At 64.0% G+C, this 22,205-nt stretch carries 19 protein-coding genes; 6 read left to right on the top strand and 13 right to left on the bottom strand.

The window, feature by feature from the left end; genetic code table 11:
• Positions 1–179 precede the first annotated feature (179 nt).
• Together ACZ5M5_RS27385 and ACZ5M5_RS27380 are read left to right on the top strand one after the other, a co-directional pair.
• Positions 180–1,283 (top strand): DUF3182 family protein, encoded by a 1,104-nt coding sequence (locus ACZ5M5_RS27385; protein ID WP_464738241.1) that lies wholly within the window; start codon positions 180–182, stop codon positions 1,281–1,283.
• Positions 1,273–2,031: an alpha/beta hydrolase family protein gene (locus ACZ5M5_RS27380; protein WP_060740401.1), complete on the top strand. Its 759-nt coding sequence runs from the start codon at positions 1,273–1,275 to the stop codon at positions 2,029–2,031. The genes ACZ5M5_RS27385 and ACZ5M5_RS27380 overlap by 11 nt, the downstream gene beginning before the upstream one ends.
• 132 nt (positions 2,032–2,163) lie before the next feature.
• Here ACZ5M5_RS27380 and ACZ5M5_RS27375 read toward each other — a convergent pair whose 3' ends face one another.
• The 4 genes from ACZ5M5_RS27375 to ACZ5M5_RS27360 are packed head-to-tail and all read right to left on the bottom strand — an operon-like array spanning position 2,164 to position 6,179.
• Entirely contained in the window at positions 2,164–3,165 is a 1,002-nt protein-coding gene (locus ACZ5M5_RS27375) for a lysylphosphatidylglycerol synthase domain-containing protein (protein ID WP_464738240.1), read from the bottom strand.
• Positions 3,152–4,450, bottom strand: a complete 1,299-nt coding sequence (gene clsB, locus ACZ5M5_RS27370; protein ID WP_464738239.1) for a cardiolipin synthase ClsB — start codon at positions 4,448–4,450, stop codon at positions 3,152–3,154. Before clsB ends, ACZ5M5_RS27375 begins: the two co-directional genes overlap by 14 nt.
• The gene (locus ACZ5M5_RS27365; RefSeq protein WP_060740404.1) at positions 4,447–5,256 is read right to left on the bottom strand and encodes an endonuclease/exonuclease/phosphatase family protein; all 810 of its coding nucleotides are present in this window, start codon (positions 5,254–5,256) and stop codon (positions 4,447–4,449) included. The genes clsB and ACZ5M5_RS27365 overlap by 4 nt, the downstream gene beginning before the upstream one ends.
• Positions 5,253–6,179: a DUF72 domain-containing protein gene (locus ACZ5M5_RS27360; protein WP_464738238.1), complete on the bottom strand. Its 927-nt coding sequence runs from the start codon at positions 6,177–6,179 to the stop codon at positions 5,253–5,255. Before ACZ5M5_RS27360 ends, ACZ5M5_RS27365 begins: the two co-directional genes overlap by 4 nt.
• A 257-nt stretch (positions 6,180–6,436) precedes the next feature.
• On the opposite strand from ACZ5M5_RS27360, the gene ACZ5M5_RS27355 reads away from it, so the two are divergent.
• Positions 6,437–8,524, top strand: coding sequence for a mechanosensitive ion channel family protein (locus ACZ5M5_RS27355; protein WP_464738237.1), 2,088 nt, complete (start codon positions 6,437–6,439; stop codon positions 8,522–8,524).
• 123 nt (positions 8,525–8,647) lie between these two features.
• Here the strand turns inward: ACZ5M5_RS27355 and ACZ5M5_RS27350 are convergent, their stop codons facing one another.
• Positions 8,648–12,961 carry an Lhr family helicase gene (locus ACZ5M5_RS27350; protein ID WP_464738236.1) on the bottom strand — a complete coding sequence of 1,438 codons (4,314 nt, stop codon included), beginning with the start codon at positions 12,959–12,961 and terminating at the stop codon, positions 8,648–8,650.
• 293 nt (positions 12,962–13,254) lie between these two features.
• On the opposite strand from ACZ5M5_RS27350, the gene ACZ5M5_RS27345 reads away from it, so the two are divergent.
• Positions 13,255–14,139 carry a sugar nucleotide-binding protein gene (locus ACZ5M5_RS27345; RefSeq protein WP_060740408.1) on the top strand — a complete coding sequence of 295 codons (885 nt, stop codon included), beginning with the start codon at positions 13,255–13,257 and terminating at the stop codon, positions 14,137–14,139.
• The gene (locus ACZ5M5_RS27340) at positions 14,132–15,061 is read left to right on the top strand and encodes an NAD-dependent epimerase/dehydratase family protein (RefSeq protein WP_060740409.1); all 930 of its coding nucleotides are present in this window, start codon (positions 14,132–14,134) and stop codon (positions 15,059–15,061) included. The genes ACZ5M5_RS27345 and ACZ5M5_RS27340 overlap by 8 nt, the downstream gene beginning before the upstream one ends.
• A 119-nt stretch (positions 15,062–15,180) precedes the next feature.
• Here ACZ5M5_RS27340 and ACZ5M5_RS27335 read toward each other — a convergent pair whose 3' ends face one another.
• The 5 genes from ACZ5M5_RS27335 to ACZ5M5_RS27315 all read right to left on the bottom strand — a co-directional run bounded on the left by ACZ5M5_RS27335 (position 15,181) and on the right by ACZ5M5_RS27315 (position 19,380).
• Positions 15,181–15,879, bottom strand: a complete 699-nt coding sequence (locus ACZ5M5_RS27335) for an OmpW/AlkL family protein (RefSeq protein WP_060740410.1) — start codon at positions 15,877–15,879, stop codon at positions 15,181–15,183.
• A 248-nt stretch (positions 15,880–16,127) separates the two neighbouring features.
• On the bottom strand, positions 16,128–16,646 hold the full coding sequence (locus ACZ5M5_RS27330) for a DUF3299 domain-containing protein (protein ID WP_025215734.1): 519 nt from the start codon (positions 16,644–16,646) through the stop codon (positions 16,128–16,130).
• 11 nt (positions 16,647–16,657) lie between these two features.
• Positions 16,658–17,923: an ABC transporter permease gene (locus ACZ5M5_RS27325; protein WP_060740411.1), complete on the bottom strand. Its 1,266-nt coding sequence runs from the start codon at positions 17,921–17,923 to the stop codon at positions 16,658–16,660.
• A gap of 1 nt (position 17,924) precedes the next feature.
• Positions 17,925–18,635: an ABC transporter ATP-binding protein gene (locus ACZ5M5_RS27320; protein WP_464738235.1), complete on the bottom strand. Its 711-nt coding sequence runs from the start codon at positions 18,633–18,635 to the stop codon at positions 17,925–17,927.
• A 157-nt stretch (positions 18,636–18,792) separates the two neighbouring features.
• On the bottom strand, positions 18,793–19,380 hold the full coding sequence (locus tag ACZ5M5_RS27315; protein ID WP_464738234.1) for a DUF2796 domain-containing protein: 588 nt from the start codon (positions 19,378–19,380) through the stop codon (positions 18,793–18,795).
• A gap of 120 nt (positions 19,381–19,500) precedes the next feature.
• Here ACZ5M5_RS27315 and ACZ5M5_RS27310 point away from each other — a divergent pair, with 120 nt between their 5' ends.
• Positions 19,501–19,851, top strand: coding sequence for a hypothetical protein (locus tag ACZ5M5_RS27310; RefSeq protein ID WP_060740414.1), 351 nt, complete (start codon positions 19,501–19,503; stop codon positions 19,849–19,851).
• Positions 19,852–19,950: 99 nt separating this feature from the next.
• On the opposite strand, the gene trxA is transcribed toward ACZ5M5_RS27310, so the two are convergent.
• The 3 genes from trxA to ACZ5M5_RS27295 form a co-directional block, all read right to left on the bottom strand.
• Positions 19,951–20,823: a thioredoxin gene (gene trxA / locus ACZ5M5_RS27305; protein WP_092172783.1), complete on the bottom strand. Its 873-nt coding sequence runs from the start codon at positions 20,821–20,823 to the stop codon at positions 19,951–19,953.
• Between the two features lie 159 nt (positions 20,824–20,982).
• Positions 20,983–21,636: a class I SAM-dependent methyltransferase gene (locus ACZ5M5_RS27300; RefSeq protein WP_464738233.1), complete on the bottom strand. Its 654-nt coding sequence runs from the start codon at positions 21,634–21,636 to the stop codon at positions 20,983–20,985.
• Entirely contained in the window at positions 21,633–22,103 is a 471-nt protein-coding gene (locus ACZ5M5_RS27295) for a hypothetical protein (RefSeq protein ID WP_464738232.1), read from the bottom strand. Before ACZ5M5_RS27295 ends, ACZ5M5_RS27300 begins: the two co-directional genes overlap by 4 nt.
• Between the last annotated feature and the right edge of the window lie 102 nt (positions 22,104–22,205).

Below are 22,205 nucleotides of genomic sequence, written 5' to 3'. Positions count from 1 at the left end.
GGATATCGTGCAATTTGCGGGATGCCAAGCGAGTGTCGTGCAGAATGAAACAGGCCCGGTGCTATCAATTGCTTGCGATGCGCCCGCTTGGCTGACCCCTCCTTGCCGATGACATCATTGGCCTGATCTCTGCACCTATCCTTACCTAAAGCCATCGAGCGCAGGAGGAAGGGCACCGCATGACATCAGTCAATCGCAACAAACGAGTCGTGGCCTATTCGGTCAATCCACAAGCGCCGCGCCATGAGGTCGAGACCAACCGTGCACTGGCCCAGTGGCTGGCGCAGATCCTGGGTTGGGAGTACGGCGACAGCCATGACCCCAGTGCCGGTCAGGATCTTTATCTGTTGCCCACGCAAACCCTGATCGGCACCGAAACCTTGATGCGCCTGGGGGTGAAGGGGCCGGAGGATGTGTGGGGTGGGTATGTCGAGCATGATTTTATCTGCACCAAGGCGATTACCCACGGTCTGTTGAATAAGGACGCGGTGGCGCCCAAAGGCTGGTCGCCGCTGTTTGCCAAGCTGACGCGAGGCGCGGTGCTCGACGGCGTGACGGTCTTTTCGCTCAAGGACGCCCGCCCGGCCGCCGAACATTTGCTCTACACCGGGCCGATCCGCATCAAGCCGATCCATGCCTGCGCCGGACGTGGTCAACGGCTGATCAAGAGCCTGGCACAGTTCGATGAAATCGCCGCCGGGCCCGACGCCCAGGCGCTGTTTGGTGAAGGCGTGGCGCTGGAACAGCACCTCAACGAGGTCAAGACCCAGAGCGTCGGCCAGAGCTTCATCAACGGCCAGGTCCTGAGCTATTGCGGCGTGCAACACCTGACCCACGACAGCGAAGGGCTGGAGGTGTACGGCGGGTCGGACCTGCTGGTGGTGCAGGGCGGCTACATCGAGTTGCTCAGGCTCGAACTGCCCGACGATGTGCGCGAGGCGGTGCGGCTGGCGCAAGTGTTCGATGACGCCGCCAACCAGGCCTACCCGAGCTTTTTTGCGTCGCGGCGCAATTACGACATTGCCCAGGGCCTGGATGCCGCCGGCCAGCCTCGTGGCGGCGTGTTGGAACAGTCGTGGCGCATGGGCGGGGCCAGCAGCGCCGAACTGGCGGCGTTGCAGGTGTTCGTCGAAACGCCTGAGACCAGCGCGGTGCGGGTGTCTTCGGTGGAAACCTACCTCGACCAACCGCTGCCAGCCGGGGCCAGGGAGGTTTATCGCGGCGAGGCCCACAACAGCGACTTTCTTCTCAAATACGTAACGGTTCAATCCTATGACGGCTAGAAGTGAAACCATTCAAATCGAAATCGACGATGAACGCATGGACGGGACGTTCCTGAGCCCCAAATCGAAGGTCCCTGGCGTGTTGTTCGTACACGGCTGGGGCGGCAGCCAGGAGCGTGACCTGGAACGGGCCAAAGGCATCGCCGGCCTCGGTTGCGTGTGCCTGACCTTCGACTTGCGCGGGCACACCGGCGGGGCGGGCATCCCGTTGTCCCGAGTGACCCGTGAGGACAACCTGCGGGATCTGTTGGCGGCATACGACCGCTTGCTCGCCCACCCCGCCCTGGATACCTCGGCGATTGCCGTGGTAGGCACCAGTTATGGCGGTTACCTGGCCTCGATCCTGACGTCGCTGCGCCCGGTGCGCTGGCTGGCCCTGCGGGTGCCGGCGTTGTACCGCGACGAGCAATGGCACACGCCCAAGCGCGACCTGGACAAGACTGACCTGCTGGATTACCGCAGCACTCTGGTGCACGCCAGCACCAATCGCGCGCTGCACGCGTGCTCGCAGTTCACCGGCGATGTGTTGCTGGTGGAATCCGAGACCGATGCCTACGTGCCCCATGCCACCATCATGAGCTACCGGGCGGCGTGCCAGCAGACCCATTCGCTGACCCACCGGATCATCGACGGCGCCGACCATGCCTTGAGCGACCCCGTGTCACAACAGGCCTACACCTCGATCCTGGTGGACTGGATCACGGAAATGGTGGTGGGAGAGCGGTTGAGCATTATTCAGGCGCGCTGATCGTGGGGCCTCATCGCGAGCAAGCTCGCTCCCACAGGAGGGTGTGTGGCGATCGAGATAGGTGTGTTCACGACCGATCCAATGTGGGAGCGAGCTTGCTCGCGATGAGGCCAGGCCAGGCAACCCATCACTTCACTTGACCCCAGGCTTGACCCGCAACGCCTTGGCCTTCGCCTCGATCACCAGGTACATCACCACGGTAATCAGCAACGGCAGGATGAAATAGATCGCCCGGTAAGCGATCAGCCCCGCCAGCAGGCTGCCCCGCGACACCTCATGTTGCAGCAGGGCAACGAACACCGCCTCCAACACCCCGAGCCCCGCCGGAATGTGAGTGATGACCCCGGCGATGCTGCTGATCAGCAACACCCCGAGCACCATCGGGTAATCCAGTTTGCCGGGCAGCAAGGTGAAGATCACCGCCGCCATCAACGACCAGTTCAGCGCGCCTAACGCCAGTTGCAGCACCGCCATGCGCAGCGACGGCAGGTTGATCTCCATGCCGCGGATGGTCCAGGCCCGACGCTTGGAAAACCGGCAGGCTACCAGGTACCCGGCACTCGCCAGCAACAACAGCACGCCCACGCCTTGCAACGCATCGCTGCTGAGTTTCCAGCCCGGCGGCATGGTCACCAGGCCGCTGCTGAACACCACCCCGGCCAATGTCATGTAGCCGAACCAGTTGGTGGCCAGGCTCAGGCCGAGGATCTTGGCGATGTTCCCGCTGCTGACGCCCAGCCGCGAATACAGGCGATAGCGCATGGCGATACCGCCTACCCAGGCGCTGAGGTTGAGATTGAAGGCATAACTGATCACCCCCACCGGCAAAATCTGCCGCCAACCGAGTTTCTGGCGGATGTAGGTGCGTCCGATCAGATCGAAGCAGGCGTAGGTGATGAAGCTGGTGATGGTCAGCGCAGCGGCGATGATCAAGGTGCGCACTTTGAAATCGGCCAGGGTGGCGAACACCTCGGACCAATCGATGCGCCGGGCCAGGGTGGTGAAGAGCACGATCAACAGCAGGAAAAACGCCAGGGTCAGCGGTCTTTTCCAACGGCTCCAGCGGGATTTGGGCTTGGCCTGTTCCGGCGCATGGGCGTCTCTCGGCGCGGTGTGCGCTTCAGAGTGGTTCATGGGGTTCGCTCCGGACCGCCGTCGGCGGTGAAAAAGGTTTCAGGCGTGGTTTATGGGCCGGCAGCCAGCCGGCCCAGGCCGGGAAATGGCGCAAAAAGTGGAACACCATGAAACCGATGGTCATGCGCCACAGCAGGCCCTGCGGCGCATGATTTTCGGGCATGACCGTGCAGTGTTCGCGGCTCAGGTAATCGAGGCGCTCGAACAGCTCGCGGTTGAACGTCCGGTCCCGGATCAGCACGTTGGCCTCCAGGTTCAGCGACAGGCTCAGCGGGTCGAGGTTGCTTGACCCCACCGTGCTCCAGTCCTCATCCACCAAGGCGACTTTGCCGTGCAGCGGCCGCTCGCAGTATTCGTAGATCACCACGCCGGCCTTGAGCAGGTAGCTGTAGAGCATCCGGGCCGCGAGCTTGGCGATCATCATGTCCGGTTGCCCTTGCAGGATCAGCCGCACCTCCACGCCGCGCCGCGCCGCGTTGCGGATCTCGCGCAGCAACCGGTAGCCGGGGAAGAAATACGCATTGGCGATCACCACCCGCCGCTGGGCACTGCGCAGCACTTGCAGGTAGACCTCTTCGATGTCGGTCTGATGCTCGTGGTTATCCCGGTAGACCAGGCGCACCTGGCCGTCATGGTCGTTGAAGGCCAGCTCGTTGCGGCGGCTGCGGCGGCGTTGCCACCAATACTTGGCCCGGGACGGACGGCCGCTTTGCAGCAGGGCGAAGTGATGGATGTCCACCACCGCCGGCCCCTTGATCTCCACGGAATAGTCCTGCTTGGCCTCGGGGCCGAAATCCCCCAAGTGGTCGGCGGAAAAGTTGATCCCGCCGATGAAGGCAATCACCCCGTCCACCACCACGATCTTGCGGTGCAGGCGGCGGAACCAGTTGGTGCGGATGCCCAAGCGCCGGGGGGCCGGGTCGAACATCTGCAAGCGCACCCCGGCGTCGCTCAACGAGGCCAGGAAAGCGGTGGTCAACTCACCGCAGCCGAAGCCATCGAGGCTGACGGTGATGCGTACGCCACGCTGGGCGGCTTCCACCAGCAGGTCCCGCAGTTCGTAGCCGACCTTGTCCTCGAACAGAATGAAGGTCTCAAGCAGGATTTCTGTTTCGGCCCGGCGAATGGCCTCGAAGACCCTGGGGAAATATTCCTCGCCGTTTTCCAGCAACGTGACGCGATTGTTGCCGTGCCAGCTGTATTCGATATCGGCCAGCGCCGGGTTGCGTTCGGTGGGCGTCGTGTCGACCTGTTCCACCGTCGCCTTGTCCATCGTCGCGCTCATAATTCGATCTCCACCGACAGCGGTGCATGGTCGGAAAGGTGCGACCAGGGTCGTACGTTCAACACCTTGGGATGATGGGCCTTGAGGTTGCGCACGTAGATGCGGTCCAGGCGCAGGATCGGCAGGCGCGCCGGAAAGCTGCGGGCCGGCTTGCCCCACTGCTCGGCGAACACTTCCCGCAGGCCGCAGGGTTCGAGCAGTTCACTGGCTTTGCCGCGCCAATCGTTGAAGTCGCCGGCAACGATCACCGGTGCATCGGCCGGCAGTTCGCTCAAGCGTTGGCGAAGCAGCTTGAGTTGCTCGACACGATGACCCTCGCGCAGACCCAAGTGGACGCAGATGGCATGCACATCCTGCCCATCGCCCGGCAGGCGCAGCACGCTGTGGAGCATGCCGCGGTTTTCGTGGCCGCTGATGGACACGTCCAGGTTGTCGTGGCGAATGATCTGGAATTTCGACAACAACGCATTGCCATGGTCGCCCGCCGGGTACACCGCGTTGCGCCCATAGGCGAACTGTGGCCAGAGGGTGTCGGCGAGGAATTCGTATTGCGGCATGCTCGGCCAGTTGCTGTAGCGCTGGGGATGGTGTTCGTGGGTGCCGTGGACTTCCTGCAGGAACACCACGTCGGCGGACACGCTGCGCACCGCTTCGCGCAGTTCCGGCAGGATGAAGCGCCGGTTCAGGGCGGTGAAGCCCTTGTGGGTGTTGACGGTCAGCACGGTGAAACGGCTCACCCTGTCGAGATCCTGCCCCCCTTGTCGGGTCGGCTCGCAGGTCGCTTCGCTGGTTTGCGGACGGTTCATGGCAACACCCCTTCGGCTGGTCGCTGGCCGGGCGCGGTGGCGAGGTCCTTGTCCAGATGGAAATGTTCCAGCAAATGGCGTGCGTCGTAGGGCGCGCGGACTTTGATGTCGTTGTCGAAATAGCAGAATACTTCCCGGCTCTGGCGTGCCCGGGGTTTCTTGTCCGGGTCGATCAGGTGCGCGTCGCTCGGCTGCTTGCCGTGGCTCCAGGCCTCGATCCGGTCGCCCCAGCGCTTCAACGCCTCGTCGGTGTAGCCGCTGGCGTACAGCTCCTCGGCGCCATGCAGGCGCAGGTAGACGAAATCGCTGGTGACGTCTTCACGATAGGGCCATTTGCCGGCCGTGTCGGCGATCACCAGGGCCACGTCGTAGCGCTTGAGCAACGTGATGAAGTGCGGGTCGATGAAACTCTCATGACGGATTTCCACGGCGTGGCGCAGTGGGCGCTTTTTGTCAGTCGTGGTGCTGGCGTGGCCGTCCAGGCGCGGCTCATGCTCGCGGGCGAGGGCGGCGGCGCCTTCGGTGTCGTGGGGCAATTGCTTGAGGAAGTCTTCGAACAGCTCGGGGTCGAATTTGAAGCTGGGTGGAAACTGCCAGAGGATCGCCCCCAGTTTTTCCTTGAGTTCCAGCACGCCGGAGGCGAAGAAGTTGGCCAAAGGCTTGTGGATGTCCCGCAGGCGCCTGATGTGGGTGATGAAGCGCGGGGCCTTGACGCTGAACACGAAGCCGGGCGGCGTCTCGGCATACCACTGGGCATACCGTTCGGGGCGTTGCAGGGCGTAGAACGATCCATTGATTTCGATACTGTTGACCGCTCGCGAGGCAAATTGCAGTTCCCGTTTCTGGGTCAGCCCCTTGGGGTAGAAATCTCCCCGCCAAGGCGTGTAGCGCCAGCCGGAAATGCCAATGTGGATCGCCGTCATGTATCCCTCCCGTGCCAATGACCTCGTACCGCCTGTGTCTTTTGATGACTGTTGCGCGGCCCGGAAAGTTTCGATGGGATGCCCGGCGGCAGTGAACCTGTGGCGAGGGAGGCGCAGCAGTCCCAAAAACAGGGCCGCTGCGCGCCCCAGCGGGAGCAAGCTCCCTCGCCACAAGGTTTGTATTGGCCTTGTGAGCGAACTTGCCGGCGCAATATTGATCAGTTCCTTACCGATCCCGCGTGAAGGAGCCTCGCGTTTTGTCTCGATTGAGCACTGTATTGCTGCTGTTCTTGCTGGCGCTGACCGGCACCAGCGCCTACGGGACCGCCGCCGTCCCTGGCACCTCCAAGCCCGATGAACCGCCCGCCGAACCTGCGCCGCTGGTGCAGGGCGGTTTATTGGGGGCCATCAGTTCGAGCATCGACGACGTCCAGGACAAACTCGACCTCAACCAAAGCCTGGTGGATGCCTGGCGCCTGCGGGCGGACCGGGCGGCGGACGAGGTGGACCGGCTGGTGGACCAGACATCCCGTTCGTCCTGGCGCGTGGCGGGGGATTTCCTGTTGTTGTCCAGTGTCTGGCTCGGCGCGTTTGCGCTGATCTGGTCCGCGGCGCGGTTGCTGTTGCGACATCTGGGCCACCGGCGCTGGCTGCGCACCCGCCGGCGCCTGCGCGACCTGCTCGGTTATCTGCTGCCGTACACCGCTGCGGCATTGATCTGCCTGCCGTTGACCCTCTATGTCAGTCACTTTCTGCAAGTCTCGGTCGGTCGCGCCCTGGCGTTGTGCTTCGCCTACGCCACCAGCAGCGGTATTTTCTCCACCTCGGTGTTGCTGTGCGTGATCGTGATGTTCAACGCCGGCCACAAACGCCGGGCGGTGGCGATGATCCGGCGTTTCAGCCCCCGACCGTTGTTCCTGATCGGCTTTCTCGCCGCCCTCAGCGATGCCCTGACCAGCCCGCAGATCGCCCGGCAACTGGGCGGCAACATCACCAGCAGCGTCGCGGTGTTCACCGGGTTGTCGGCGTCGATGATCTTTGGCTGGCTGGTGATCCGCATGCGCCGACCGGTGGCGCACCTGATCCGCAACCGCCCGCTGGCCCAGCGCTTGAAACAACCGGCCTTGCAGGAGTCGCTGCGGATTTTTTCCGGGCTCTGGTATTGGCCGATCCTGTTGATGGTGCTGGTGTCGGCGGTGAGCCTGATCGGTGTCGGCGAGGACAACCAGAAAGCCCTGCGTTGCGCGCTGTTCACCACCATCCTGCTGATCGCCACGGTGTTTCTCAGCACGGTGTTCCAGCATGTCTTCAAGTCGCCCAAGGCCGAGGCCATCCAGCACAACAGCGCCTACAAGGGGCGGCTGTTGAGCCTGTTGCACGCTTTGTTGCGGATCGTCATGGCGGTGGTATTCATTGAAGTCCTCGGGCGGATCTGGGGCATTTCCCTGTTCGAGTTCGCCTCGCGCAACGCCATAGGCCGGGCGATCAGCGATTCCTTGAGCCGCATCGGCCTGATCTTCCTGATGACCTGGCTCACGTGGGTGGTGCTCGACACGGCGATCCAGGAAGCCTTGAAGCCGCCACTGAACAAGCGCGGGGCCCGCCAGCCCAGCACCCGGGTCAAGACCATCCTGCCGCTGTTGCGCAACGCAGCGAAAATCATCCTGGTGGTGATTTGCGCAATCACCACCATGGCCAACCTGGGCATCAACGTCGCACCGTTACTGGCCGGTGCCGGAGTGGTGGGGCTGGCGATCGGTTTCGGTTCGCAGCAACTGGTGCAGGACGTGATCACCGGGCTGTTCATCATCATTGAAGACACGCTGTCCATCGGCGACTGGGTGGTGCTCAGCTCGGGCCACGCCGGCACGGTCGAAGGCCTGACCATCCGCACCCTGCGCCTGCGCGACGGCAAGGGTTTCGTGCACTCGGTGCCGTTCGGCCAGATCAAGGCGGTGACCAACCAATCCCGGCAATTCGCCTTTGCGTTTTTCTCCGTGCAATTCACTTACGACACCGATGTCGACCAGGCCATCGAGCTGATCCGCGAAGCCGGGCGCTCGATCGCCGAAGACCCGTTCCTCAAGTTCAACCTGCAAGGGCCGCTGGATGTGTTCGGCGTGGACAAGATGGACCTCAACGGCGTGGTGCTCACGGCGCAGTTCCGCACCGTGTCGGGTGGGCAATATGCGGTGAGCCGGGCGTTCAACCAGCAGTTGAAGAAGCTTGTGGATAACCACCCGGCGGTGCACTTTGCGCAGACTTATCCACAGCAGGTGATGTTGCCCAAGCGGTTGGTTGAGGAGAGGAAAGAGGGGGAGGAGGTACCTGATCAACCTCGGTAGTGGGTGAGGTTTGTGGTGGGGTTGCCGGCCCTATCGCGAGCAAGCTCGCTCCCACAGTAGGTTTGTGGTGAATGTACCCCTGTGGGAGCGAGCTTGCTCGCGATAGGGCCCGCCCAGACACCCTCAACTTTTCTGAACAAGCTTGTTCCGGACCTCAGCCATCCCTTGAGCATCCAACTCCATCCAAAGATGCTGCTTGCCGGCAATCTGCGCCGCCACCGGCAACCCGTCCCGATACACCAGCCGATTACTCGCCAGCGCCGGCACTTTCGCCCCCGGCAGCAAGGTGCCGGCCAGGTTCAGCGGGTCGACCCCGCACACCGCCACCAAGCTGCCATCGGTGGGGCGGCGGCGGGTTTCGCGCAGCAGCGGAATCGCTTCGGGCAGGGCGAACTGTTCCCCCGCCAGGCCGCTGACAAACCGCCCGCCGCGAATCTCGCCCCGCGCCTCCAGGCGATGGAACGTGCGCAATAGCTCGCGCCAACTCGGCAGCCACTCGGCCTCCCGCTCCAGCAAGCGCCAGAACACCACGCCGTAACGGCGCAGCAGGGTCATGGCGATGTGTTCCAGGGTCTGCGGCGCGGTGGGCGCCGGGCGGTGGCCTTCCACGGGGGCGGGTTGGCTGCGGCGCAACAAGGCCCAGCGCCCGGCGTCGTCCATGCCGCCGACAAACGCGCCGCGCCCGCGCCGGCTGCTGCGGGCCTGGCGTTTGCTGGCCGGGGTGATCAGCGCGCGCAAGCCGGCAAAGCTGTCGGCATTCACCAACCCGGCGCCCACCAGTTCCTGCAAGGCGATTTCCAGTTCGCTGCGCAGCAGGTGGGCTTCATGGGCCAGTTCATCGAAAAACAGCGCGCCATGCTCCCTCAGGGCCTGATGGACTTTCTGCGTCTTGGGTGACAACTCATCAAGGGCTGTTTGCCCGGCCAGGCTGCTCCACAACGCCACCTGGCTGCGCGGCAGCAACACCACCGGCGTACTGCGCAGGGCACTGGCGGACGGCTTCTGGCGCGCGCTCAGGCGCGTCCATACCCATTTGCCGCTGCGGCACAACTCATCGAGCCAACTGGGCGAATAGTCCTTGATCCGCCCGGGCAACAGGTCGCTGTCCCAGGCCGAGGCGGCGGCCGGGTAGCCTTCGAACTGGCCGAGGATCGACGGCAGCACGGCATTGCCCCGGCCCTGGGTGGACGACGACAGGTGCTGCCAGTCGAACAGGAACCGCATGAAGTCCTGCAACATCACCGGCTCGATTTCCCGGCGCAGGCGCTTGACCGTGTAGCGATGGATCCGCGCCAGCAAATGCCGCTCGCACCATTCCTCCTGCCCGATGCCCGGCGTGAAGCGCCCGCGCAGCACGTAGCCTTGCTGCTCGAGCTGCGCCAGGGCCTGGGTGACCTGCGGGGTCGATAACCCCAGCGGGTAGGCGATGGCCTTCAACGGCAGCGGACCGAAGGCACTGAGCCGGGCGCGGAGCACTTCCACCAGGGCTTCGTCGACGTTCCAGGCTTCATCGAAATCGGCCGGTGGGGTCAGCGCCGGTTCCCAGCGAGCCTGTGGATAAAGGGCTTGCAAGCAGGTCAGGCGCTCCAGCGGTACCCACAGACCTCGCTCGGCGCTGATCTGTATGTGGCTGGCGCGACCACTCGCGGCCAGTGCCCGCAGCCAATCCCGCCACGATGGGTGGGCGTCGGCTTCGCTGTCGGCGATGCAGGCCAGGCTCATCAAGGCTTCGTGCATCTCATCGAGATTGGCCGGCGTCGGCCAGGCCTCATCCCGGACCGACTGGATGGCTTCGGCGTCCAGCGCGCCAAGGTCGTCGGTGGATTGTGGATCGCTCCAGCGCCGGTTGATCACCGCCTGGGTCCGCCGTTCTTCCAGCGGCGCGTCGTCGAGAAAGGTGTAGGGACGGGCGCTGAGGATTTCTGCCGCCAGCGGCGAGGGCACCGGCAGGTCGCGGCTGATCAGGCGAATCTGGCCCGCTTCCATGCGCCGCAACAGCGTCAGCCAACCTTCGCTGTCCATGGCTTCGTGCAGGCAATCGTCGAGGGTCTGTTCCACCAGCGGGTGATCGGGGATCTCCCGCTCGCCGGCGAGGTTTTCCAGGCAGGCGATCTGGTCCGGAAACACACTGGCGATCAGGTCTTCGCTTTTCATCCGCTGGATCTGCGGGGCGACTTTGCGCCCGCCGGTGTAGCGCGGCAGGGCCAGGGCCACGCCGGCGTTCCAGCGCCAGCGCACGCCGAACAGCGGTGCATCCAGCACCGCCTGGATCAGGATCTGTTCGGCGCTGTGGCTGTTCAGGTAACGCCAGACCTCGTCCAGTTCGAAGCTGTGGCTGGTGGACAGCGAGAGCACGATGGCGTCTTCACTGGCGGCGGCCTGCAATTCGAAGTTGAAGGTGCGGCAGAAGCGCTTGCGCAAGGCCAGGCCCCAGGCGCGGTTGATGCGGCTGCCGAAGGGCGTGTGGATGATCAGTTGCGTGCCGCCGGACTCGTCGAAAAACCGCTCCATCAGCAGCGTGTCCTGGGACGGCAGGGCGCCGAAGGCCAGGCGCGCCGGGGCCAGGTAGTCGACCAATTGTTCGGCGCTGGCGAGGTTCAGGCGCAAGGTACCGGTCAGCCAGTCGAGGGCCGGTTGCAGGTTGCCCGGCGTGGCGCCGAGCAGGTGGTCGAGCCGGGCTTGCAGGCGTGCCACGGCCCAAGACAATTCGTCGCTGCGCCCCGGGGCTTCGCCGAGCCAGAACGGAATGGTCGGCGGTTGGCCCTGGGCGTCCTCGACCCGCACGCGACCGGTCTCGACGCGGATGATGCGGTAAGACGTATTGCCCAGTTGGAACACATCGCCAGCAATGCTCTCCACCGCGAAGTCTTCGTTGACGCTGCCGATGTTCAAGCCCTGGGGTTCGAGCAGCACGCTGTAGTCGGCGTTGTCCGGAATGGTGCCGCCGCTGGTCACCGCCGTCAGTTTGCTGCCCCGGCGCCCGCGCAGGGTCCGGGTCACGGCGTCGCGGTGCAGGTAGGCGCTGCGCACGCCCTGGCGGCCATTGAGGCCTTCGGCGAGCATCTGCAACAGCGCCTGGTAATGCCCTTCGTCCAGCTCGGCGTAGGGCGCGGCGCGGCGGAAGGTCTCCAACAGCGCCTGTTCCGGCCATTCCTGGCAACTGACTTCGGCGACGATCTGCTGGGCCAGCACATCCAGCGGCGCCTTGGGGATGTGCAGGATGTCGAGTTCGCCGCGGCGCACGCAATCGAGCAGGGCGGCGCATTCGATCAAGTCGTCGCGGGTGGTGGCGAACAGGCGGCCCTTGGGCGTGCCGCCGACCTGGTGGCCAGAGCGTCCCACTCTTTGCAGGAACGCCGAGATCGAACGGGGCGAGGCAATCTGGCAGACCAGGTCGACATCGCCGATATCGATGCCCAGCTCCAGGGAGGCGGTGGCGATCAGTACCTGCAGTTCGCCGCGCTTGAGGCGTTGTTCGGCGTCGAGGCGAAACTCCTTCGCCAGGCTGCCGTGGTGGGCGGCCACGGCGTCCTTGCCCAGGCGTTCGCTCAGATGACGACTGAGGCGCTCGGCCAGGCGCCGCGTGTTGACGAACACCAGGGTGGTGCGATGCGCCCGGGCCAGCTCGGCGAGACGGTTGTAGACCAGCTCCCACACGTCATTGGCCATCACCGCCGACAGCGGCACCGGTGGCACCTCGATGTCCAGGTCCCGGGGACGGGCGTGGCCGATGTCGACGATTTCACAGGCGCGGCCTTCACCGACGAGAAACCGTGACACCGCTTCGATGGGCTTTTGCGTGGCCGACAGGCCGATGCGCATCAGGGGTTCGGCGCACAGGGCTTGCAGGCGCTCCAGGCTCAAGGCCAGGTGGCTGCCGCGCTTGCTGGCGGCGATGGCGTGGATTTCATCGACGATCACCGTGCGGGTGCTGGCGAGCATCTGCCGGCCGGAATCGGAACCGAGCAGCACGTAGAGCGATTCAGGCGTGGTCACCAGGATGTGCGGCGCGGTCTTGCGCATTGCCGAGCGGTCTTTTTGCGGCGTGTCGCCGGTGCGTACGGCGGTGGTGATCGGCAAGGGTGGCAAGCCCATTTTTTGCAACTGCTCGGTGATGCCGGCCAGGGGATTCTGCAGGTTGATCTGTATATCGTTGCTCAGGGCCTTGAGCGGCGAGACGTAGACCACCAGGGTCTGGTCCGGCAGGCCGCCTTGTTCCAGGCCGCGGTGCACCAGGTCATCGAGCACCGCGAGAAACGCGGTCAAGGTCTTGCCCGAGCCGGTGGGTGCCGCGACCAGCACCGAACGCCGCTGGCCGATCAACGGCCACGCCCGGGCCTGGGCGGCCGTGACCGCCGGGAAGGTCTGGCTGAACCAGGCGCGAACGGCGGGGTGAAAGCCTGCCATGGCGTGGTCGGCTGCAAGGGGCAGATTCATAGGGCAGTTTATGCGGGCGGAGCGGGGGAGATGCAAGTATCGGCTGAGATCTGCATCGCCTGTCGGGGCCTCATCGCGAGCAAGCTCGCTCCCACACAAGATATCAGTGCCTATGCGATCCCTGTGGGAGCGAGCTCGCTCGCGATAGCGGCCTCAAGGCGCACACAAATGCCGGATCCACACTTTACGGGTGACGGTTGCGCACTAAACCCGCAAAATGCAACGATTCCGGCAACGCCTGCGGGCGTTGTCGACCCAATTTTTTGTGCCAATAGAGTGGGCCTGCTGACTTTATGCGAATGCGCCTTATGTTACTGGGCGGCGGAAATGCCCTTGGGCAGGCGCTGATTCGCCTCGGTGCAGAAGAAGACATCGGTTTTCTTGCCCCCCGCCCGCCCGAAGACGGCTGGGATGCCGCGAGCCTGACGCAACTGCTCGACGACACCCGCCCGGACGCCTTGATCAACCTGGCGTACTACTTCGACTGGTTCCAGGCCGAGGCCGTCAGCGAGCAGCGCCTGGCCAGCCAGGAGCGCGCTGTCGAGCGTCTGGCCGGGCTGTGCCAGCATCACAACATCATCTTGCTGCAACCGTCGAGCTATCGAGTGTTCGACGGTTCCCGTGCCACCGCCTACAGCGAGAAAGACGAGCCCGTGCCCCTGGGCGTGCGCGGCCAGGCGCTGTGGCGGATCGAGCAAAGCGTGCGCGCCACCTGCCCGCAGCATGTGTTGCTGCGTTTCGGCTGGCTGCTGGACGACAGCGCCGATGGTACCCTCGGCCGTTTCCTGGCCCGGGCCGAGCAGCCCGAAGAACTGTTGCTGGCTGACGACCGCCGGGGTAATCCGACGCCCGTGGACGATGCCGCGCGGGTGATCATCTCGGTGCTCAAGCAGCTCGATTGCGCGGCGCCGCTGTGGGGCACCTATCATTACGCCGGGCATGAGGCGACCACGCCACTGGCGCTGGGCCAGGCGATCCTCACCGAAGCCCGCGCCCTGCATCCGCTGGCCATCGAGTCGCCCACGCCCCAGGCCCACGCCGCACGGCCGGACGCCGCGGAAGAACCGCAGCACGCGGTGCTGGCCTGCAAGAAAATTCTGCACACTTTCGGGATCAAGCCCCGCGCCTGGCGCGCCGCACTCCCGGGCTTACTGGATAGGTTTTATCGCCATGGCTGAAGGCCCTGTTTTAATCACCGGCGGCGCGGGTTTCATTGGTTCGCACCTGACCGACGCCTTGCTCGCCAAGGGGCATGCGGTGCGCATCCTCGATGACCTGTCCACCGGCAAGCGCAGCAACCTGCCGCTGGACAACCCGGCGGTCGAACTGATCGAAGGCGACGTCGCCGATGCCGCGCTGGTGGCCCGGGCCATGGCCGGTTGCAGCGCCGTGGCGCACCTGGCGGCGGTGGCCTCGGTGCAAGCCTCGGTGGACGACCCCGTGCGCACCCACCAGAGCAATTTCATCGGCACGCTGAATGTCTGCGAAGCCATGCGCCAGGCCGGTGTGAAGCGGGTGTTGTTCGCTTCCAGCGCAGCGGTCTACGGCAACAACGGCGAAGGCGAGTCCATCGACGAAGAAACCCCTAAGGCCCCGCTCACGCCCTATGCCTCGGACAAGCTGGCCAGCGAGTTCTACTTCGATTTCTATCGCCGCCAGCACGCGCTGGAACCGGTGGTGTTCCGCTTCTTCAACATCTACGGGCCGCGCCAGGATCCGTCATCGCCGTACTCCGGGGTCATCAGCATCTTCAGCGAACGGGCACAGAAAGGCCTGCCAATCACTGTATTCGGCGACGGCGAGCAGACCCGTGACTTTGTCTATGTCGAAGATTTGGTGGACTTGCTGGTGCAGGCCATCGAGAAGCCCGAGGTGGAAGTGGGCGCGGTGAACGTCGGCTGGAACCAGGCCACGACCCTCAAGCAGATGCTCCAGGCCCTGGCCGCCGTGGTGGGCGACCTGCCACCGATCAGCTACGGCCCGGCGCGTTCCGGTGACATTCGCCATTCCCGGGCCGACAACCACCGGTTGTTGGAGCGCTTCAGCTTTCCTCCGCAAACACCGATGAGTGTGGGGTTGGCGCGGTTGCTGGGGCGCTAAAACTGTGGGAGCGAGCTTGCTCGCGATAGCGCTGGGTCAGTCAGCATCATTGCTGGCTGATCCACCGTCATCGCGAGCAAGCTCGCTCCCACAGGGATATTCGTACCTTTAAGTTCGGCTTAGAACTTGTAGCCCAACCCCACCATGTAGATGAACGGATCCACGTCGACATCCACCTTGGCCCGGGTACCGCCGGCCACGGCGTTGTTGTCCACATAGGCGGTGGTGTCGATGTCGATGTAGCGGATCTGGCCGTTGATCATGATGTTGTCGGTCAGCATGTAGTCGGCACCGACTTGCCACGCCATGCCCCAGCTGTTTTTCGCCCGGAAGTTGCTGAAGCCATTGGCGCTGGCTTCGCTGCCCACGTGTTCGTCGTAGATCCAGGTGTAGTTGATACCGGCGCCGACATAGGGCTGGAACGCCGACTTGGCGTCGAGCGGGTAGTAGACCAGGCTCAGTGTGGGCGGCAGGTGCTTGAGGGTGCCGAGCTTGCCATTGGCCGCGCCGAGGGCGGTGCCTTTGATTTTCACGTCGTGCTCGAACGGCGAGGCCGCCAGCAGTTCGATACCCCAATTGTTGGTCAGCATGTAGGCGAAGTTCAGGCCCAGTTGCGTGTCGCTGCTCATGGTGGCCTTGCCGCCCAGGTCGGCGCCGGCCAGCGGGCCACGGTCGACCTTGACGCTGGAGCTGTCGGCCTCTGGATTGACGGTGATAGCGCCGGCGCGAACGATGATGTCACCGGCCGTATGGGCCTGGGCGAGCGGGGCTGCGAGCGCGAGGGCAACGAGGGAAGCGCTGAGCAAGGACTTGTGCATGGGGGCTCCAGAGGACATTTCAAAATTGATGTCCCATGGTACGGAGCCGCCTGGCCCGGTCTTTTGACACAGCTCAATGAGTCTTGGTCGATTAATTGACCCAGCTCAATGAAATGATGATGAGCAAGCCTTGACGGCCCCATCGCGAGCAAGCTCGCTCCCACACAGGTCGCATAGGCACTGAGATCTCCTGTGGGAGCGAGCTTGCTCGCGATAGCTATCTGACGGACTGCCCATCACCACCCGATTCACTCCGGCAACTCATACACATAAATCTTCTGCGCCTCCATCTGATACCCAGCGTCGGCCAGTTCACTGGTGGACGGCTTGACCTGCATCGGCCCCTCGACCCAATACGGCTGGTACAACTCGTCGAGCTTCACGCCGACCTCGCTTTTCACATGCACGATCTGGTTCGACGGCGGTGGCGGCACGTGGATGCAGGCGCCGAAATACGGCACCAGCAGGAAGTCCGTGGTGCGACCTTCCTCACTGACTTCCAGCGGCACGATGTAGCCCGGCAAGCGAATCTGCTGGCCATCGAGGGCCTTGACCACCGGCGCGTTGGGCAAATCCTGCTTGGCGGCTGGAGCGGACTCGGCGGCCAGAGCGTCGCTCATCTTCGACAGGTCGTGCAGCGGCGTCATGTTCGGCACTTCCGGCGGTGCGTCCGGCGGGATCATTTCCGACCAGGCCAGGTCCCTCGGCTCGGCCGCCCACAGCGGCAGGGCGACCATCATCAACAGCGCTAGCAGGGCGCGGGGCATCTTCAAGGTCCTCATAGACGGATCGACAGGCCGTCGGCCAACGATTGGCGATACGCGCGCCAGGCCGGCACGCTGCCCATCAGCAGGGCGGCGACCAGGATGCCAGCCAGCAGCGTCCATTCATATTCGCTCGGCCACGCCAGTGGCAGGTACAGGCCATAGGCCGACTGCACGTAGCCCTGGGCGGCGGCGATGCCGATGTACAGCAACGCCAGCCCGGCGGTGACCCCGGCCAGCGCCAGGGCAAAGGCTTCAAGTACCAGCAGCGTCGCGATGTGCCACGGCCGCGCGCCCACCGAACGCAGGATCGCCATTTCCCGGCGACGCTCGTTGAGGCTGGTGAGGATCGCCGTGAGCATGCCGATCAACCCGGTCAGGACCACGAACAGCGAAATCACGAACAAGGCCTTTTCCGCCGTGCCCATCAGGCTCCACAACTCCTGCAGTGCTACGCCAGGGAGGATGGCCAGCAGCGGTTCGCCACGGAACTCATTGATCTCGCGTTGCAAGGCAAAGGTCGAAATCTTGCTGTTGAGGCCGAGCATGAACGCGGTGATCGCCTGGGGCGTGAGGTCCATGTTTCGGGCTTGGTCGGCGCTGATGCGCCCATTGCCCTGGGCTGGCACGCCGTTCTTCCAGTCGATGTGAATCGCCTCCATGCCGCCGAGGCTGATGTGCAGCGTGCGGTCCACCGGGGTGCCGGTGCGCTTGAGAATCCCGACCACGGTGAAGGGCTTGTCGTCATGCTTGACCAGGCTGATCGCCGCCACGCCGTGGGCCAGCACCAGCTTGTCACCGAGCTTGTAGTGCAGCGCCTCGGCCACTTCGGCACCGAGCACCACTTCGAACGGATCGGTGGCGAAGGCCCGGCCATCGGCCAGTTCCAGGTGTTGCTGGCGGCCGTACTGGTAATGCTCGAAGTAGGCCTCGGTGGTGCCCATCACCCGATAGCCGCGATGAGAATCGCCCAGGGACATGGGGATCGCCCACTTCACTTTCGGGTTTTGGGCGAACTGTTCGAAGCTGTCCCAGCGGATGTTGTTGGTGGCGTTGCCGATGCGAAACACCGAATACAGCAGCAGGTTCACCGAGCCGGAGCGGGCTCCGACGATCAGGTCGGTGCCGCTGATGGTGCTGGCGAAACTGGCTCGCGCTTCGGTGCGCACACGTTCCACCGCCAGTAGCAGACAGACCGAGAGGGCGATGGCAAACGCGGTGAGGATCGCGGTGAAGCGGCGGTTCGCCAGGCTGGCCATGGCTAGACGGAACAAATACATCTCAGACCTCGAGTGGCGTGGCGGCGCGATTGAGATCGGCCAGCGAGAGGTGGCGGTCGAACAGCGGCGCCAGGCTCTGGTCGTGGCTGACGAACAACAGGCTCGACCCGGCCTCGCGGCATTCGGCGAACAACAGCCGCAGGAAGTTTTCCCGGGCGTCGTAGTCCAGGGCTGAAGTCGGTTCGTCGGCGATCACCAGTTCCGGTTGACCGATCAAGGCCCGGGCGGCGGCGACCCGTTGTTGCTGGCCGATGGACAACGAGTCGGCGCGACGCTCCAACAGGTTCGGGTCGGTCAAGCCCAGGTGGGCCAGCAGCGTGGCGGCCGCTTGATCGATACTGCCATGGCGCTGGGTGGCCCGCTGCGCGCGCAGTTTCGAGAAGTGGCAGGGCAGTTCGACGTTCTCGCTTACCGAGAGAAACGGCAGCAGGTTGAACTGCTGGAAGATGTAGCCGGTATGGTCCACGCGAAAGCGGTCGCGGCGGCCGGCGGCCAGTTCGCTGAGTTCCTGGCCGAGCAGGCGGATGCTGCCGCGATCCGGCGTTTGCACCCCGCCCAACAGCCCCAGCAGCGTGGTCTTGCCGCTGCCACTCGGGCCCTTGAGGAACAAGGTTTCACCCGCTTCCAGGCGAAACGCCGGGATATCCAGCAAGGGCGGATGCCCGGGCCAACTGAAGCCCAGGTCGGACAGTTCGATGAGTGCTTGGGTCATGTTTGTCGTTTCAAAGTGGAACCTGCGGGAGACCTGTGGGAGCTGAGCTTGCTCGCGATGAGGCCATCACCTTCAACTTGGATGTTGACCGTTGGACCGCTATCGCGAGCAAGCTTTGCTCCCACCAAGCTCGCTCCCACATCGGGTTTGCGGTGAATCAGAATTTCAGGGTTGGCGCCTTGGCCGTCACTTCCACGCCTTGTTGGCCACTCGGGCTGATCAGTTGTACCTGAATTTTCTGGGTGGCCGGGAAGGTTTTGAACAGTGTCGCCAGGTCCAGGTTCTTCAAGGCGCCAGGGACGGTGCAGGTGAATTGATAGTGGGCATGGATCTCACTGTGCTCGTGATGTGCGTCGCCATCGGCGTCTTCGTCATGGTCTTCGTGGTCCGGTTCATCGCCGAACAACGGGCTTTCCAGTTCCTGTTGGGCCACGGTGCACTTGGCGGCGGCCGGCAGGTTGAACAGTGCCAGCGGCTTGTCCAACTGCGCCCGTACCGCGGCGACCTTGGCCTTGTCGGCATCGCTGGTGGCGGCGTGTTCGAAGCCCACCAGGTTCATCGCCGGGCTTTCCAGTTCCAGCTCCAAGGTCTGACCATCCAGTGCCGCGTTCAGTCGAGCAACGCCGTGTTCATGGGCACCGAGGCTGCCATGTTCGTGATCATGGTCGTGGTCATGCTCCACCGCCGCATGAGCGACGGCCAATGGCAGCAGGGCGAACGGCAAAGCGAGAAGCAGACGACGCATGACGAGTCTCCGAAAAGGTTATGTAATCTTATAACGAAAGCGCGGAGAGTTTGACCGTCTGCTTGGCGTCGCGCAAGGGCCATGGGAGCATGCGTACATGAAATATTCAGGAGCACGGTGATGTTGCGGATACGCGGAACCGTCGGCGAGTGGCCGGTGGACTTGACGATCGAAATGGATGAGGGCGACTGGGCGCAGCTCGGCGCGCAGTTGCAAGTGGCCAAGTCCGAAGGCACGGCGGCACCGGCGGCCAAACCGACGAACCAGGACGATGCCCAATGGCAGATCGCCAAGGAACTGCTGCGCAAGGCCGGCCAACTGAGCGGTCCGGACCTGCTGGAGCAGCTCGAAGGCCTGACCGGCAGCGCCTCGGCGGGCAAGCGCCTGTTGGTGCGCCTGCGCCATAGCCCGGATGTAAAAGTCATCAGTGGCGGCGACACACCACTCTATAGCTGGCACGAAACCGCGTAGGTGCTGACGAGCGAAGCGAGGCTGCGATCTTTCCCCTGACGCTTGAGTCTCAAGCGAAAGATCAAAAGATCGCAGCCTTCGGCAGCTCCTACAGGGGAGTCAATACAACGCGGCAAACAGCTTGCGGCGATAGGTCGTCACCAGGGGATGATCGTTGCCCAGCAGTTCGAACACTTGTAGCAAGGTCTTGTGGGGCAGGCCTTCGCTGTAGCCGCGGTTACGCACGAACAGCTTGAGCAGCGCATCCAGGGCCGCTTCGTACTGTTGGCGCGCCAGTTGCTGGATCGCCAGTTGGTACACCGCTTCGTCGTCTTGCGGGTCTTTCGCCAGGCGCGCCTTGAGATCGGCGGCGTCCGGCAGGTGCTTGGCCAGGCCGAGGAACTGGATCTGCGCCTTGGCACCGGCGAGGGCGGCCTTGTGCTCATCGCTTTTCACCGCGTCGAGCACCGTCTGCGCTTCGTCCAGCTCGCCACGCTCGGTCAGGCAGCGGGCATACAGGATCAGGGCCTTGGCGTTGGTGTTGTCTTCACCCAGCAAGACGGTGAGCACGGCTTCGGCGTCGGCGAAGCGACCGTCGTCGAACAGCGCCTGGGCCTGTTCGAACGGGTCGGCGGCGGCCGGCGGTGGCATCTGCACATGGGGTTCGAGCATCGTGCGTACCGCCGATTCCGGCTGGGCACCGGCAAAGCCATCAACGGGCTGACCGTCCTTGAACAACACCACCGTCGGCAGGCTGCGAATGCCGAAGCGGGCCACAATGTCCTGCTCGATGTCGCAGTTGACCTTGGCCAGCAGCAATTCGCCTTGATAGCTCTCGGCAATGGTTTGCAGCATTGGCATCAGAGCCTTGCACGGCGCACACCACTCGGCCCAGAAATCCACCAGTACCGGTTTGTGGAAAGAGTTCGCGATCACCGATTGGTCGAAATCGGCCGTGGTAGCGTCGAAGATGTAGGGCGTTTCCTGAGTCATGGGCAATCTCGTAGAGCGCTTGAATGGGGCAACTATACGGCGTGGTGGGGGTGGCTGAAAGCGGGGTGGCGGTGAGAGAGGGCCCCATCGCGAGCAAGCTTGCTCCCACTAGGGATCTCAGCCCCTGTGGGAGCGAGCTTGCTCGCGATGCTTTCAGGGTCAGCGCCGCGCGTGGTACAGGCTCACATGCCGAAACTCTTCCGGCTCGGCCAGGTCCGGCAGGGTCATGGCCTGGAGCATTTCGATGCGCCGGTACAGCGGATGCTGGAAATCCCGCACCCGGGAATCGGCCACCAACGCCTCGCGACCACGGCTGAGGAACTGGTCGAGCAGTGGCAGGTTGGCCCGGTCGTAGAGCACGTCGGCGACCAGGATCAGGTCGAAACGATCGGCCTCGGCGAAAAAGTCCGTCGAATAACCCAACGCCACGTCATTGAGCGCAGCATTGGCCTGACAGGCGGCAATCGCCAGTGGGTCGAGGTCGCAGGCCACCACCTCCAGCGCCCCAGCCTTGACCGCTGCGATGCCCGCCACGCCGGAACCGGCACCAAAATCCAGCACCCGCTTGCCTTCGACCCACTGCGGCTGCTCGGCGAGGTAGCGGGCCATCGCCAAGCCGCTGGCCCAGCAGAAACTCCAATAGGGCGGCTCGTGGAGAATGCGCCGGGTTTCTTCCGGGCTGAAGGCGCGGTCCATGTTGTCGCCGTCGATCAGCCACAACTTCAAGTCAGCGCCGGATAGCGGACAAGCCACCAGACGCGCGTCGCCAAGCAATTCACTCAACGCCCGTTGCAGGTCTTGCGGTGCACTCATGGCGCTTTGACGAATTGCAGGGTGCCCAACGCCTGGGTGGTCGGTTGGCTGATGCGTTGTTCCGGCAAGTGCAGGATCAACTGGCCGGACTGGCTGGCGCGGCCACGCAGTTCCACGCGGGCGCCCACCGGGAAGGCTTCCGGGTTGAAGCGCAAGCGGAAGGACAGGGCCTGGTTGGTGCCGATCAGGCTGGAACTGGCAAGCAGTTGTTGTGGACGGTCCTTGTCGTCGATCACCAGTAGCGCCAGTTCCACTTCGGCTCCGGCCGGCACGCCTTGCAGGGTGCCGCTCAACTCGCGCTGGTACGCCGGCAGCGGTCCCAGCTCGGTGGCCTGCCGGGCCTTTTCCTGGGCCTGTTTCGGCGCGGGGGCCGGAGCGGGAGCGGGAGCGGCGGGCTTGGGGGCATCGCTGCTGCACGCCATCAGCAGGCTGAAAAAACTGAGCAAAACGAGCGATCGTAGCGGCATGTGTGGCTCCAGCAAGGTGAATTCCATGGATCTGACGGTAAGCCCGTCTGTATACCGTAAACCCTATGGCTTGTCTTGCCAGTGGGATGCGCTACCATGGCC

It is taken from the genome of Pseudomonas sp. Van50, from assembly GCF_055390755.1.
This window is presented reverse-complemented; position numbering and strand designations above follow the sequence as displayed.

Bases quoted from the DNA above. Each gene is read 5' to 3' on its own strand.
- clsB (WP_464738239.1), bottom strand. From the start codon at position 4,450: ATGAGCGCGACGATGGACAAGGCGACGGTGGAACAGGTCGACACGACG.
- ACZ5M5_RS27340 (WP_060740409.1), top strand. From the start codon at position 14,132: ATGGCTGAAGGCCCTGTTTTAATCACCGGCGGCGCGGGTTTCATTGGT.
- ACZ5M5_RS27330 (WP_025215734.1), bottom strand. From the start codon at position 16,646: ATGCCCCGCGCCCTGCTAGCGCTGTTGATGATGGTCGCCCTGCCGCTG.
- trxA (WP_092172783.1), bottom strand. From the start codon at position 20,823: ATGACTCAGGAAACGCCCTACATCTTCGACGCTACCACGGCCGATTTC.
- ACZ5M5_RS27295 (WP_464738232.1), bottom strand. From the start codon at position 22,103: ATGCCGCTACGATCGCTCGTTTTGCTCAGTTTTTTCAGCCTGCTGATG.
- ACZ5M5_RS27325 (WP_060740411.1), bottom strand. From the start codon at position 17,923: ATGTATTTGTTCCGTCTAGCCATGGCCAGCCTGGCGAACCGCCGCTTC.
- ACZ5M5_RS27380 (WP_060740401.1), top strand. From the start codon at position 1,273: ATGACGGCTAGAAGTGAAACCATTCAAATCGAAATCGACGATGAACGC.
- ACZ5M5_RS27375 (WP_464738240.1), bottom strand. From the start codon at position 3,165: ATGAACCACTCTGAAGCGCACACCGCGCCGAGAGACGCCCATGCGCCG.
- ACZ5M5_RS27345 (WP_060740408.1), top strand. From the start codon at position 13,255: ATGCGAATGCGCCTTATGTTACTGGGCGGCGGAAATGCCCTTGGGCAG.
- ACZ5M5_RS27360 (WP_464738238.1), bottom strand. From the start codon at position 6,179: ATGACGGCGATCCACATTGGCATTTCCGGCTGGCGCTACACGCCTTGG.
- ACZ5M5_RS27315 (WP_464738234.1), bottom strand. From the start codon at position 19,380: ATGCGTCGTCTGCTTCTCGCTTTGCCGTTCGCCCTGCTGCCATTGGCC.
- ACZ5M5_RS27310 (WP_060740414.1), top strand. From the start codon at position 19,501: ATGTTGCGGATACGCGGAACCGTCGGCGAGTGGCCGGTGGACTTGACG.
- ACZ5M5_RS27300 (WP_464738233.1), bottom strand. From the start codon at position 21,636: ATGAGTGCACCGCAAGACCTGCAACGGGCGTTGAGTGAATTGCTTGGC.
- ACZ5M5_RS27350 (WP_464738236.1), bottom strand. From the start codon at position 12,961: ATGAATCTGCCCCTTGCAGCCGACCACGCCATGGCAGGCTTTCACCCC.
- ACZ5M5_RS27335 (WP_060740410.1), bottom strand. From the start codon at position 15,879: ATGCACAAGTCCTTGCTCAGCGCTTCCCTCGTTGCCCTCGCGCTCGCA.
- ACZ5M5_RS27385 (WP_464738241.1), top strand. From the start codon at position 180: ATGACATCAGTCAATCGCAACAAACGAGTCGTGGCCTATTCGGTCAAT.
- ACZ5M5_RS27320 (WP_464738235.1), bottom strand. From the start codon at position 18,635: ATGACCCAAGCACTCATCGAACTGTCCGACCTGGGCTTCAGTTGGCCC.
- ACZ5M5_RS27365 (WP_060740404.1), bottom strand. From the start codon at position 5,256: ATGAACCGTCCGCAAACCAGCGAAGCGACCTGCGAGCCGACCCGACAA.